This is a genomic window from Xanthomonas sp. NCPPB 1067 (assembly GCF_020783795.1).
Classification (GTDB): Bacteria; Pseudomonadota; Gammaproteobacteria; order Xanthomonadales; family Xanthomonadaceae; genus Xanthomonas; species Xanthomonas melonis.
The window spans coordinates 31757-43771 of record NZ_JAJGQG010000016.1; the positions used below are offsets into that span (position 1 = coordinate 31757).

The window sequence follows — 12015 nt, forward strand, 5'->3', positions numbered from 1 at the left end:
GACGTCGCGCACTCACGAGAGGTCGTGAAGCTCCCTGCCCAGCACCGGGCCCAGCGTCCAGTCGGAGAAACGGACCGCCAATCCCTGCCGTTCCGGGGTGCAGGTCATCGGGCCGACCAGATAACGTGTGGCAGTCGGAAACGGGCACAGTCGTACCAGCGGCCAGTGCTTGCCGTCGCTGGACGCCTGCAGCCGCAGCACGCCATGTTCGAGCGTGGCGCGCATCCAGAAGTCCGACGGATCGGCCTCGTACGGGCCACTCGCCCAGTCGGACCTGCCGTCGGTAAGGACGCTGCCGAGCATCGCGCGCCCATCGCTGAATTCGATTCCCGCCTTGATCCAGCGGCGCTCATCGATGCGAATCATCAGGCCGGCCTGATCGTAGAGTCGATCGAAGCTGCCACGGATGCGCAACTGGCAGGTGAAGCCGGCCGTGGCCGTCATGCCAAGAAAATGCCCGCTGTCGCGCGTGAAGCCATAGTGGGTTTCGCGCCAGAAATCGCTGCCTTCGTCGGTGACGACCTCGAGCACATCGCCATCCAGGATGCGATGGATCCTCGGCTCGTTGTGCCAGCGGCCGTCTTGCCAGGCGCTACCGGGCTGCATGCCGGAGCCCGTACCCCGTTCGTCACCGCCAGTGCTCGGCCCACGCTCGGCGTCGGGCGGTTGTCCTGCAGCAGCTATCATGCGTGCTCCTCGTCGAGACCTGGCCTGGTGGCGCTGTCGCCCTTATCCGAAGCGCTGCGCCGGTCTGTCCATCGGTGCCGATGGATGCGTCACGTCTCCATTATCATCGAACCCGATCAAGACGCGCGCGAAGACAGATGAACGGCAGGCTCCGGATCGGAGAGATCCCATCGAACGATGCCCTCAGCGAAGCAAAGAGCATCCATCGGTCGCAGGTGCGCAACGGCAGCAGACACGTAGGCAGCGCGGTGACGCAGCTGGCCTTGCCGTGAGGCCAGCCGATCGGTCGCAGACGTCTCGCCCGTCAGGACGCAAGGCGGCTGCTTGAACTACTTCTGGCTGTTCGCGCTCTCGCTGATCGCCGCCACCCTGCTGCCTGCGCAGTCCGAAGCGGCGCTGGTCGCCCTGGTCGCGAGCGGAGGTTCGGTCGTCGGGCTGGTGCTGGTCGCAAGCCTGGGCAACGTACTGGGGTCGTTGATCAACTGGTGGATCGGTCGTCAGGCGCTGCGCTTCCAGCAGCGGCGTTGGTTTCCCGCCTCGCCGCGTGCCTTGCAACGCGCCCAGCGGTGGTACGGCAAGTACGGTAGGTGGTCGTTGCTGCTCAGCTGGATGCCGATCGTCGGCGATCCGCTGACGTTGGCTGCCGGCGTGATGCGCGAGCCCTTGCGGGTGTTCGTGCCACTGGTGGCGGTCGCCAAGGCCGGCCGCTACGCCGTGCTTGCCTGGGCAACGCTGCGCCTGACGCAGTGAGCCGGGCTGCGCCGGCGAGCCCGTGCCCGCACGACGTCTTAACGTGGCATGCCTATGCTGGCGGCGCGTGCAGCCTGTGCGCTGCGCGCTGGACGTCACTGCATTCAAGGATATTGCGAAGGAGATCGTATGAAGAAGTTGCACAGCGCGGTGCTTGTCGGATGCCTGCTCGGACTGAGCCCGTCGGCATTCGCAGAGGTGGCCAATCTGACCAACAGCGCCGATGGCGCCAACCGCGATGCCGGCATCGCCGCGGTCAAGAAAAAGCTGCAGGAGGCCTGCCAAAGCCGTCAGGGCAAGGTGGACATGGCGTCGTTCGAGGTGGTGTTCGAAAAGACCAGCACCAATCCGGATGTGCCCAAGCCCTATTACGTGGACGCCAAGATCAAGTGCGATCTACCCTGATCCGGCCGGTGAGACGTGGCGTTGTCCCTGTGAGCGGATCGTTCACACAAGCCCCGCATTGCGGGGCTTTCCAGTATCGGAAAGATCGCCTGTAGATCCCTGTGCGCGTGCGGCAACGGCATCCTGTCGTGCTGCACTGCGGTGCGCAGACGCGGCCTCTTCGTGCAACAGTAGCGACTGTCGAGGTCGCTGCCCGGTCGCTTGGTGCCGACAGCGCCTGGCGATCTTCGTTCATCCGGGACCTGCCATGTCAGCCAGTTCCGTTTCTGTTGCCATGATCCAGCGCATCAGCACCCCCTCGGTGGAGGCGCACGCCCTCGCCCTGCCGGGCTGGCAGCTCCGCTACGATCAGACCAGCGATGGATGCTTCGCCGGCCATCTCGATACGCTGCAGTTCGAAGGGCTGCAGGTGATCCGCGACCGCGCCAATCGGGCCATGCGCAAGCGCGGCGAGGCCTGGCCCGGTGCCTTGGTGGTCAGCCTGCCGCTGCGTGGCAGCGACATGCGGATGTATTGCGAAGGCCACTGTCACCAGGATCCCTGCCTGCTGGTGACGCCAGACCATGGATTGCCCGAACTGCACACGCCCGCCCAGGTGGAGGTGTTGGTGCTTGCGATCGAACGGACGCTGGTGGACGACTTGCTGGAAGAACAGCGCGACCGCCGGGGGCTGCGCACACTCACCCTGCATCGGCGGTGTCCAGCTACCCTGCAGCCATTGCTGGCGGTCAGCCAGGACCTGTTCGATACGCAGGCGCTGTCTGCAGCGATGAACACGCATGCGGTGGTTCGGCGCAGCATGCGCGACCGTCTGCTGCAGGTGGTGCTGGACTTGCTCGATCCCGCTGCAGGCGCGCCGTTGCACCCCAGCGCCAGCAAGCGGCTGGTCGACCGCGCACGCGAGTATGCGTTGGCGCATGCCGAACACGCGCCGACGATATTGGAGCTGTGCAGGCACGTCGGGGCCAGCCGTCGCAAGCTGCAGTACTGCTTCCAGAACAGCATCGGCATCACTCCGGTGGCCTACCTGCGTGCCCTGCGCCTGAACCAGGTGCGCCGGGCGCTGGCCAGCGAGGGGCCGGGCCGCACGGTGCAGGACATTGCGGCAGCCTGGGGCTTCTGGCATCCGAGCCGGTTCGCGGGCGAGTACCGGCAACTGTTCGGCCAGAGCCCCTCGCAGACGCGGCGGCAAGCGCTGGGACTGCCGCTGCGGTGACGCCCCGCCTCCCGCACCGGCGACCACGCGCGGCGCGGGAAATTGCCGATTCTGGATAACGGCGCGGGACGGGTTTCGCATAGGTTGGAGCGGTCGTTCCGACGCGAGAAATCACCAATGTCCCAGCACGGTTGTGGTTCCGCACCTTCGCTGCGTGCGCCTGCGCTGCCTCGCAGCGCCGTTTGCCGCGCGCACGGCAAGCGCCCTGCGGGCGGCCAATCATGACGACCTCCAGTGCGAATTCCACCGACCGCGTCGGAAACCCGCTACGTCAGGCTGGCCGTACACAGGGGGCGGTACTGCTGCTCGGCAGCAGCCTGACCGTGGTGGGCGCGGCGATGATCGCGCCCGTGCTGCCCAAGCTGGGCGCCGAGTTCGGTCCTGTCGATCCACAGGCCAACCTGCTGGTGCCGTTGGTGATCACCGGGCCGGCGCTGGCGATCGCGGTGTTCGCACCGGTTGCCGGCGGGTTGGCCGATCGCCTTGGACGCAAGGGGCTGCTGGTGCTGGCCACGCTGGCCTATGCACTGCTCGGCGTCTTGCCGGCGTTGCTGTCTGAGCTGAGCAGCATCGTCGGGGCATGGCTGTTGTTCGGCTGTGCCGAAGCGGCGGTGATGACCTGCTGCACCACCCTGATCGCCGATTACTGGCACGGCGAGCGCAGGCTTCGCTACATCAATCTGCAGGTGATCTGCATCGCGCTGATCGGCTCGCTGTTCTTCGTCGTCGGCGGGGTGCTGGGCGAGTACGGATGGCGCACGCCGTTCTACCTCTACCTGCTTCCGCTACTGCTGGTGCCGGCGATGCTGCGGGTGCTGTGGGAACCGGCAGCGCGCCATGCGCCGCCGGCAGCAATGGACGCGGACGCAACGGTCGACGCTTCGACCCTGGTGGTCGGCTACCTGCTGGTGTTCTTCGGCATGCTGCTCAGCTTCATCGTGCCGGTGCAGACGCCAGCGCTGCTGGTCGGTTTGGGAGTGAGTTCGAGCACGCTGATCGGCCTGTCTGCCGGACTCGGGTTGCTGACCACACTGGGCGGCTCGCTGCTGTGGCCGCTGCTGCGTCGCCTGCTCGGAATTCCTGCAACCAATGCCGCGCTGCTGGCGCTGCTCGCACTGGGGCTGTGGCTGTTGGCCGGCGCGCAGACCTATGCGCAGGTGCTGGTGGCGGTCAGCGTGCATGGCCTTGGCGCAGGCTTGCTGGTTCCCAATGCGATGACGCCGGTCATGAACGCACTGCCGCGACGGGTGCGTGGCCGCGGCATGGGTGGATTCACCTCCAGCCTGTATCTGGGTCAATTCGCCAGCCCGCTGCTGATCGCCGCGCTGGTGCCGGCAGGCGACGGTCTGCACGGCGCGATCCGGCTTGCCGCCGCTGCCGCGTTTGCGATCGCCGTGCTGTGGACGGTGGCGTCGCTGCGCCACCGGGCGTCTGTATTTTCCACCGATTCGCAAGCGAGGTAACGGCGTGATGCACGACATCGATGCACTGTTGGACAGCCACGACGGCGTGGCGTTGGCAGCGTTGGTCAGACGCGGGGAAATCCGGCCGCTGGAACTGGCCGACGCCGCGATCGCGCGCCTGGAACGCGTGGGCGCACTGAACGCGGTCGCCGAGACGCTCTACGAGCAGGCGCGCGCCGCCGCCCGCCTGCCGGCAGCGACCCAGGGCGCGCTGGCGGGGGTGCCGACCTTGATCAAGGATCTGTTCTCGCCGCTGCGCGGAGCGCGCATGGCTAACGGCTCGCTGGCGCAGGGCGAAGCCCGCGCCGACCTGGATTGCGAAGTGGTGGCGCGACTGCGCCGCGCCGGCTGCGTGTTCCTCGGCACCACCACCTCGCCGGAGTTCGGAACCTCCTACACCACCGAGTCCACGCGCTTCGGCGCAACCGCCAACCCGTGGGACATCACGCGCAGCGCCGGCGGCTCCAGCGGCGGTGCGGCAGCGCTGGTGGCCGCGCGGGCGGTGCCGTTCGCACACGGCAACGATGGCGGCGGCTCGCTGCGGGTGCCGGCCTCGTGTTGCGGCGTGTTCGGGCTCAAACCCAGCCGTGGCCGGATGCCGTGCGGGCCGCTGATCGGTGAAGGTTGGGCGGGCATGAGCATCGATCATGCGATCACCCGCTCGGTGCGCGACAGCGCCGCGCTGCTGGATGCCACGGCGGGGGCCGATCTCGGCGCGCCCTACGCCGCGCCGACGCAACAGGCGCCGTTCCTGGCGGCGGTCGAACGCGATCCCGGTCCGCTGCGCATTGCCTTGGTCGAACACCTGGCTCCCTGGCCGACCGGGCCACACGCATTGGCAGCCGTACGCCATTCGGCCGAGCTGTGCAGCCGTCTTGGCCATCACGTCGAGCCGGCACGGCTGCCGGTAGATCTGCCGGCTCTGCTGGATCAGCTGTTCGACATCATCGGACCGAGTACGCGCAGCTACCTGGACATGCTGGGGCAGCTACGCGGTGCGCCGATCGCCGACGCCGAACTGGAGCCGCGCACCCGTGTGATCCTGCGCGAAAAGGGCCAGGCCAGCGGTGCGCGCTATGCCGCGGCAGTCGCCGCGATCCATGCGCTGGGCCGCCGGCTGGCATCCATGCTGGTGCATTACGACCTGATCCTCACCCCCGCCCTCACCCGCGAACCGCCGCGACTGGGATCGCTGGATGCGTTCGATGAGACCATCACCTTCGCGCAGCTGATCGAGGACTTCCACAGCTATTGCCCGTTCACCGCGTTGTTCAACGCGAGTGGCCAGCCGGCGATGTCGGTACCGCTGTACTGGAGCCCTGCCGGGCTGCCGATCGGCGCGCACTTCGCTGCACGCTTCGGCGAGGAAAGCACGCTGCTGGCCCTGGCCGCGCAGCTGGAGCGCGCGCAACCCTGGGCTGCGCGCGTTCCCGCGCTCAACGCCAATGCCGCACGCCGTTGAGCACCAAGCGCTCGGCAGCCGCCTGTGCCGCGGATGCCGGCGTGGTGCCGTCGTCCCAGGGACGAACGAGCAAATGCAGGGGGCCGCGCCGCAGTGAACGTCGGCGAGACCGCCTGACAGTGCGTGAAGCAGCGCATCCAGCGGTGGGAGCGAGAGGGCCGCATTGCATGCAGCGCCCCCGCTGGGCCTTGTTTCCCTATGGGGGCGCGTGCTTCAGCGAGCGGACTGCGCTGCGGTCGCGGCAGCTGCCGCCTCCGGTGTCACCCGCCAGATGATGTTGGCCAGGTCGTCGGCCACGATCAGCGCGCCGCGCGGATCCACGGTCACTCCCACCGGGCGGCCGCGGGTCTTGCCATCTTCTCCCAGGAAGCCGGAGACGAAGTCCACCGGCGCGCCAGCCGGCCGGCCGTCGCGGAACGGCACGAACACCACCTTGTAACCGACCTGCGGATTGCGGTTCCAGCTGCCGTGTTCGCCGACGAACACCCCGTCGGCGAAGGTTGCGCCCATTGCCGCCGACGAGAACGCAACGCCCAACGCCGCCACGTGCGAGCCCAGCGCATAGTCCGGCGTGATCGCCGAGGCAACCTTGGCCGGATCCTGCGGCATCACTCGCGTGTCCACATGCTTGCCCCAGTAGCTGTATGGCCACCCGTAGAACCCGCCTTCGCGTACCGAGGTCAGGTAATCGGGCACCAGGTTCGGGCCGATCTCGTCGCGTTCGTTGACCACGGCCCATAGCGCCCCGGTTCCCGGCTGGATGGTCAAGGCAGTGGGATTGCGCAGTCCGGTGGCGTAAGCCTTGTGCGCGCCAGTGGCCGCATCCACCTGCCAGACCTGTGCGCGGTCCACTTCGGCAACCATGCCACGTTCGGTGATGTTGCTGTTGGAGCCGATGCCGACGTACAGGTAACGGCCATCGGCTCTGGCGGTGAGTGCCTTGGTCCAGTGGTGATTGATGGCCGACGGCAGATCGGTGACCTTGCTCGGCGCACCATCGGCCTTGGTCTGGCCTTCGCGATAGGCAAAGCGCACCAGCGCATCCTGGTTGGCCACGTAGAGCGCGTTGCCGACCAAGGCGAGCCCGTAAGGCGCGTTGAGCTTGTCGGCGAACACGGTTTTCAGTTCGTAGGTGCCGTCGCCGTCGGCATCACGCAGCAATGTCAGGCGATTGCCGCTCTTGACCTGGGTAGTGCCCTTGGCCTTGATGGGACCGGCGATGATGTCCTTGGGCTTGAGCTTGGGCGCCGATCCGCCGCGGCCTTCGGCGACCAGGATGTCGCCGTTGGGCAATACCAGGGTCTGGCGTGGGATGCCCAGATCGCGGGCAATGGCGGTGATGCGGTAACCCGCCGGCACGCTCGGCGTGCGCTCGCCCCACGCCGTTGGCTCGGCGATGGTCATGTCCGGCAGCACGCCGCGTTCGGGTGCGGGCAGCTCCGGCGTGGCACCGAGCTGATCGAGGTCCGGCGCCCTGGTGCACGCGGCAAGCGCCACGGCCAGCGTCGACAGGCTGATCATCTGCAGATAGCGATTCATCGTGCCCCCCCGACACGCAGGCCGGACAGCCCGGCCCAGGTGGCAACCAGCGCGAACAGCGTTGCAATCGCCGACAGGGTCAGGGCCGCAGGCATGATCGCCCAGGCGTCGCGTGCGTGATGCAGGGCGTCGAAGAAACCTGCCACCCAGGTGGCGACCAGCGCGATCAGGTAGATCACATTGCGGCTGCCGCGCGCCAGCCCGACCAGCGCACACACCAGTGCGAGCGTGGTCAGCACCATTGCGCCGACCAGCAGCCAGGAGGCGAAGTTGCTCCACTGGATCTGATAGCTGCTCCAGTAGGCGTAATCGCTTGCCAGTGCGCCGAGGAACAATGGCCACATGCCGCCGAGTGCGGCGGCATGCAATGGATGAATGACCCAGACGCGGGTCGGAACGGATGCAGTCATGGCGAACTCGGTACGTCGATGGCGAAACACGCGGCCGATGCTGGCAGCTCGCACGTGACGGGAGTGCGGATGGCTCTGGATCACGCGAAGCCAGCGCCGGCAACCGGAAGGCAGATCGAGCGGCGACATTGCTTGGCGGCATGTCGACATTTCATCCAGGAACGCGATCTGCAGGTTTGCCACACCGAGCAGACCGGTCATGAACACGCTTGGTGGATCGCCTCGCTCGCCTTCGAAAGACGACATGCCCACCCATATCCATCCGACCCCGGTGATGCGCAGTTCCAGAACGGCTGACAGAACCCGTTCGCGGCTGCCAAACGGGCGCGGCCGATACCCGCAGTCGCCATGTAACACCCATACATCGCGGTCCTACACGCCGTCCGCACCAGCCCGGGACCTGCCCGCACGGTCTTGCTGACCGCTCCCGGCCGGGACGGCAGGCCCGCCGATAGACCGATCAGCCTGTCGCCGCAGCAACGGGGCCGCCCGGTGTCGCCGAGTTTCGCGGCCACTGCGTAGGTCACGCACAGGTGTCATCAGCCTTCGCCAGCAAACGGTATCCGACGCCATGCACGTTATGGATCAGCCGCTCCCGGAACGGCTTGTCGACGAGATTGCGTAACTCGTAGACATGGGTATGCAGCGCTGCGGCATCGCCCCCCCGATGCGGCCAGACGCATTCGATGAGGTTCTGCTGATGCACGACGCCTGGCGAGCGCCGCATCAAGGTCTCCAGAATGCGCGCCTGGGCGCGCGTCAGCGCCACGCGTTTTCCCTCGCGGCTTGCCAGCATCGCATCGCAGTCGAAGCGCAACGGTCCTGCGATGAGTTCGCGTTGCGTGCCTACCTGCCTGGCCCGATGCAGCACCCGGACGCGGGCTTCGAGCTCCTGTAGGTCGAAAGGTTTGACCATGTAGTCGTCGGCACCTTCGGCAAATCCGCGAAGTTTGTCGTCCAAGGTGTCGCGTGCGGTGAGCATCAGCACCGGTGTGGCGCACCCGGCCTGGCGCATGCGCCGGCATAGATCCAGGCCATTGAGCCGGGGCAGGCCCAGGTCGAGCACGATGACATCGAAACGATGGCGCGTGGCATGCGCCAGTGCGGCCAGGCCGTCTGCGGCATGGTCCACCTGGTAGCCACGGTATTCCAGGAAATCCCAGATATTGGCGGCGATGTCGGGTTGATCTTCAACAATGAGAACCTTCATGCAGGACATAGGCGGAAGCGTGCAACAGAAATCCGTGGATGGGAGGCATGGTTTAACACCAGCCTGAGAGCTGGCCGAGAACTGCTTACCGGCTGTTTCGGACACTGTCGAGGTCGCCGTTTTTTCGGCTCCCTATGTACTATCAATGCGCTCACCGATGCCGGATCCCGCTTCGCGGCTTTCTCAATTTTCCTCGCAAACTTCCGCACGGCCGTTCGATTCGCAGTGCATTCCCGGGCTTTCAGCGCAACCCGGAGACATTCCCTGCGATGGTCTGCCGCCACCGCGGTCAGCGGCCCTGTTGTCGGTCTTGATTCCGGTCCATGACGAGCAGGACGGTCTGCTCGTTTTTCACCAACGATTGCGCCATGCCGTGCAATCGCTCGGGCTGGAAGTGGAGCTGTTGTATGTCGACGATGGCAGCGGCGATGGCAGCGCCAGCATTCTGAGGCAGCTCGGTCGCGAGGATCCTCGGGTCGGCGTGCTGACGCTGAGCCGCAATTTCGGCAAGGAGATCGCGATGGCGGCTGGCCTGGATCATGTCCGTGCGATGCCGTGGTGATCATCGATGCCGATCTGCAGGATCCGCCGGAGCTGATCGGGCAGATGGTGGCGGCGTGGCGACAAGGCTACGATCAGGTGGAGATGAAGCGCAGCGTGCGCGACGGCGAGACCGCACTCAAACGCGGCACGGCGCACCTGTTCTATCGCGTGATCGGGCGGCTGAGCACGGTGCCGATCAGTCCCGACGTCGGCGATTTTCGGCTGCTTAGCCGCCGTGCAATCGACGGCATGCGCCAGCTCGGCGAGTGCAACCGTTTCACGAAAGGGCTGTATGCGTGGATCGGGTATCCGAAGCTGCAGATCACCTACCGGCGCGCGCCCCGCCATGCCGGACACAGCAAGTGGAATTATTGGCGGCTGTGGAACTTCGCGCTCGAAGGCATTACGTCCTTCACCATCGCGCCGTTGAAAGTGGCCAGCTATGCCGGTGTGCTGTGCGCGCTGTTGGCATTCGTTTACGCAGGCGTGGTCGTCATCAAGACACTGCTGCTCGGCGATACCGTGCATGGCTATCCGAGCCTGATGGTGGCGTTGATGCTGCTGGGCGGCGCGCAGCTGTTGTGCCTTGGCGTTCTCGGTGAGTACCTCGGCCGGATGTTCATCGAAACCAAGCATCGGCCGCTGTATCTGGTCAGCGAGTTCCACCCGACCCAGGCCAGTGGGCGTGCAGCGGATGGAAGGGCGGCACCATGAGGTGGCCGGGCATGCGCCAACGCCTGTATGCAGCATTGGCGGCCACGTTGCTGATCCGCCTGCTGACGCTGGGTATGTATCCATTGACCGATACCACCGAAGCACGCTACGGCGAGATGGCCAGAAAAATGCTCGAAACCGGTCAGTGGATCGTTCCGCAGATCGATTACGGCGTGCCGTTCTGGGGTAAGCCGCCGCTGTCGGTCTGGTTGACGGCGATCTCCTACCGGCTGCTCGGCGTCACCGAGTTCGCGGCGCGTCTGCCGTCGTTGCTGATGGGGGTGCTGATCTGCTGGCTGGCCTATCTGGTCGCGGCGAGGCGGCACGGCGCGGACCATGGGCTGCGCGCAAGCCTGGTGGTTGCGAGCTGCGTGCTGATGTTGGTGAGTGCCGGCGGGGTCATGACCGATCCGGCCATGGTGGCGGGAACCACGCTTGCGATGGTTGCGTGCTGGCTGAGGCTCACCGGAGGATCCGGCCGCTGGGGCTACCTGTTCTTTCTCGGCCTGGCGATCGGCCTGCTGGCCAAGGGCCCGGTGGCCACCGTACTGACGCTCGCGCCGATCCTCGGCTGGGCCCTGCTCACCGGCCGCGTCCGGCAACTGCGCGAGCGCCTGCCGTGGCGGGGCGGCCTGCTGCTGACCGCTGCGCTGGTGCTGCCCTGGTACTGGGCGGCGGAGCGCCAGACGCCGGGATTCTTGCCTTACTTCCTGCTGGGCGAGCATGTTTATCGGTTCACCGTCAGCGGATGGACGGGGGATCGGTACGGATCGGCACATGCGTTCGCGCGCGGAACCATCTGGCTGTACGCCCTCGCCGCCACCCTGCCCTGGTCGCCGTGGCTGCTGTGGCAACTCCTGCGGCGCAAGGCGACCCTGCCGCTCACGCCCTTCAACGCTGGCGATGGCTGGACGCTGTATCTGCTGTGCTGGATGCTGGCCCCTGCTGCGTTCTTCACCCTGGCTGGCAACATCCTCCCCACCTATGTCCTGCCGGGGGTGGTCGGCTTCGGCCTGCTCACCGCCGAGATATGGCGCCAACGCCTGCGGCGACCATGCGCTGGCGTTCCCGAAGCGCTGGCGATGGTCGCGCCGACCCTGGTGCTGTTCGCGGTGCTCGCGCTGGCCCCCCAGGCAGACACCAAGTCGCAGAAGGGGGTCATGGCTGCCTACCAGGCCGACCTGCGCACCCAGGTGGGGCTGGTCTATTTCCGCCAACGCCCAGCTTCGGCACAGTTCTATTCCGGTGGCGCGGCGATCGAGCTGCATGATGTGGAGGCATTGCAGCGCCATCTCGACCGCACCCCAGTGTGCTATGTGGTGATGCGGCGGTCGGCCTTCGTGCACCTACCCGCGCAGCTACGCGCTCGGCTGGGGCTGGTCGACGGGCCCCACCGCGACGATTACCTGCTGCTGCGCAAGAGCGCCGGCGCCAGCGGGTGGACGATACCGCCGCCGTCCTGAGGCCAAGGCGCTGCCTGGCGCAGGCAGGCTGGTCAGCGGATCGCGAGCCGGTGATCACTGCCGTGCCCGCCCCCAGCTGCGTCGGATAGGCCGCACATAGGCAGTCATCGGGCGCCGCTGCCATGCGCTTCTGAAGCGACGTGACCTCCCTTC

The 12015-nt window shown here is 66.7% G+C and carries 12 protein-coding genes; 8 read left to right on the top strand and 4 right to left on the bottom strand.

Annotation, left to right across the window (positions count from 1 at the left end):
* Nucleotides 1–12: 12 nt before the first annotated feature.
* Nucleotides 13–606, bottom strand: a complete 594-nt coding sequence (locus tag LL962_RS13120; protein ID WP_228317249.1) for a DUF1349 domain-containing protein — start codon at nt 604–606, stop codon at nt 13–15.
* 405 nt (nt 607–1011) lie between these two features.
* Between LL962_RS13120 and LL962_RS13125 the strand changes: the two genes are divergently transcribed.
* The 5 genes from LL962_RS13125 to LL962_RS13145 all read left to right on the top strand — a co-directional run bounded on the left by LL962_RS13125 (nt 1012) and on the right by LL962_RS13145 (nt 5983).
* Nucleotides 1012–1437, top strand: a complete 426-nt coding sequence (locus LL962_RS13125; RefSeq protein WP_228317218.1) for a YqaA family protein — start codon at nt 1012–1014, stop codon at nt 1435–1437.
* Nucleotides 1438–1566: 129 nt separating this feature from the next.
* Nucleotides 1567–1842: a hypothetical protein gene (locus LL962_RS13130; RefSeq protein ID WP_104587100.1), complete on the top strand. Its 276-nt coding sequence runs from the start codon at nt 1567–1569 to the stop codon at nt 1840–1842.
* Between the two features lie 247 nt (nt 1843–2089).
* Nucleotides 2090–3058, top strand: coding sequence for a helix-turn-helix domain-containing protein (locus LL962_RS13135; protein ID WP_208621423.1), 969 nt, complete (start codon nt 2090–2092; stop codon nt 3056–3058).
* Nucleotides 3059–3279: 221 nt separating this feature from the next.
* Nucleotides 3280–4521 carry an MFS transporter gene (locus tag LL962_RS13140; protein WP_228317219.1) on the top strand — a complete coding sequence of 414 codons (1242 nt, stop codon included), beginning with the start codon at nt 3280–3282 and terminating at the stop codon, nt 4519–4521.
* 7 nt (nt 4522–4528) lie between these two features.
* On the top strand, nt 4529–5983 hold the full coding sequence (locus LL962_RS13145; RefSeq protein ID WP_228317220.1) for an amidase: 1455 nt from the start codon (nt 4529–4531) through the stop codon (nt 5981–5983).
* Between the two features lie 213 nt (nt 5984–6196).
* Here the strand turns inward: LL962_RS13145 and LL962_RS13150 are convergent, their stop codons facing one another.
* The 3 genes from LL962_RS13150 to LL962_RS13160 form a co-directional block, all read right to left on the bottom strand.
* Nucleotides 6197–7522 carry a PQQ-dependent sugar dehydrogenase gene (locus LL962_RS13150; protein ID WP_228317221.1) on the bottom strand — a complete coding sequence of 442 codons (1326 nt, stop codon included), beginning with the start codon at nt 7520–7522 and terminating at the stop codon, nt 6197–6199.
* Entirely contained in the window at nt 7519–7932 is a 414-nt protein-coding gene (locus LL962_RS13155) for a hypothetical protein (protein ID WP_228317222.1), read from the bottom strand. The genes LL962_RS13150 and LL962_RS13155 overlap by 4 nt, the downstream gene beginning before the upstream one ends.
* A 523-nt stretch (nt 7933–8455) precedes the next feature.
* The gene (locus LL962_RS13160; protein WP_343237485.1) at nt 8456–9247 is read right to left on the bottom strand and encodes a response regulator transcription factor; all 792 of its coding nucleotides are present in this window, start codon (nt 9245–9247) and stop codon (nt 8456–8458) included.
* Nucleotides 9248–9443: 196 nt separating this feature from the next.
* Here LL962_RS13160 and LL962_RS13165 point away from each other — a divergent pair, with 196 nt between their 5' ends.
* Genes LL962_RS13165 through LL962_RS13175 form a run of 3 tightly spaced genes read left to right on the top strand, consistent with a single transcriptional unit; the run spans nt 9444 to nt 11862 of the window.
* Entirely contained in the window at nt 9444–9704 is a 261-nt protein-coding gene (locus LL962_RS13165) for a glycosyltransferase (protein ID WP_228317223.1), read from the top strand.
* On the top strand, nt 9701–10399 hold the full coding sequence (locus LL962_RS13170) for a hypothetical protein (RefSeq protein ID WP_228317224.1): 699 nt from the start codon (nt 9701–9703) through the stop codon (nt 10397–10399). Before LL962_RS13165 ends, LL962_RS13170 begins: the two co-directional genes overlap by 4 nt.
* Nucleotides 10400–10446: 47 nt before the next feature.
* Nucleotides 10447–11862: an ArnT family glycosyltransferase gene (locus LL962_RS13175; protein ID WP_228317225.1), complete on the top strand. Its 1416-nt coding sequence runs from the start codon at nt 10447–10449 to the stop codon at nt 11860–11862.
* Nucleotides 11863–12015 lie beyond the last annotated feature (153 nt).

Bases quoted from the DNA above. Each gene is read 5' to 3' on its own strand.
- LL962_RS13120 (WP_228317249.1), bottom strand. From the start codon at position 606: ATGCAGCCCGGTAGCGCCTGGCAAGACGGCCGCTGGCACAACGAGCCG.
- LL962_RS13130 (WP_104587100.1), top strand. From the start codon at position 1,567: ATGAAGAAGTTGCACAGCGCGGTGCTTGTCGGATGCCTGCTCGGACTG.
- LL962_RS13135 (WP_208621423.1), top strand. From the start codon at position 2,090: ATGTCAGCCAGTTCCGTTTCTGTTGCCATGATCCAGCGCATCAGCACC.
- LL962_RS13140 (WP_228317219.1), top strand. From the start codon at position 3,280: ATGACGACCTCCAGTGCGAATTCCACCGACCGCGTCGGAAACCCGCTA.
- LL962_RS13145 (WP_228317220.1), top strand. From the start codon at position 4,529: ATGCACGACATCGATGCACTGTTGGACAGCCACGACGGCGTGGCGTTG.
- LL962_RS13150 (WP_228317221.1), bottom strand. From the start codon at position 7,522: ATGAATCGCTATCTGCAGATGATCAGCCTGTCGACGCTGGCCGTGGCG.
- LL962_RS13155 (WP_228317222.1), bottom strand. From the start codon at position 7,932: ATGACTGCATCCGTTCCGACCCGCGTCTGGGTCATTCATCCATTGCAT.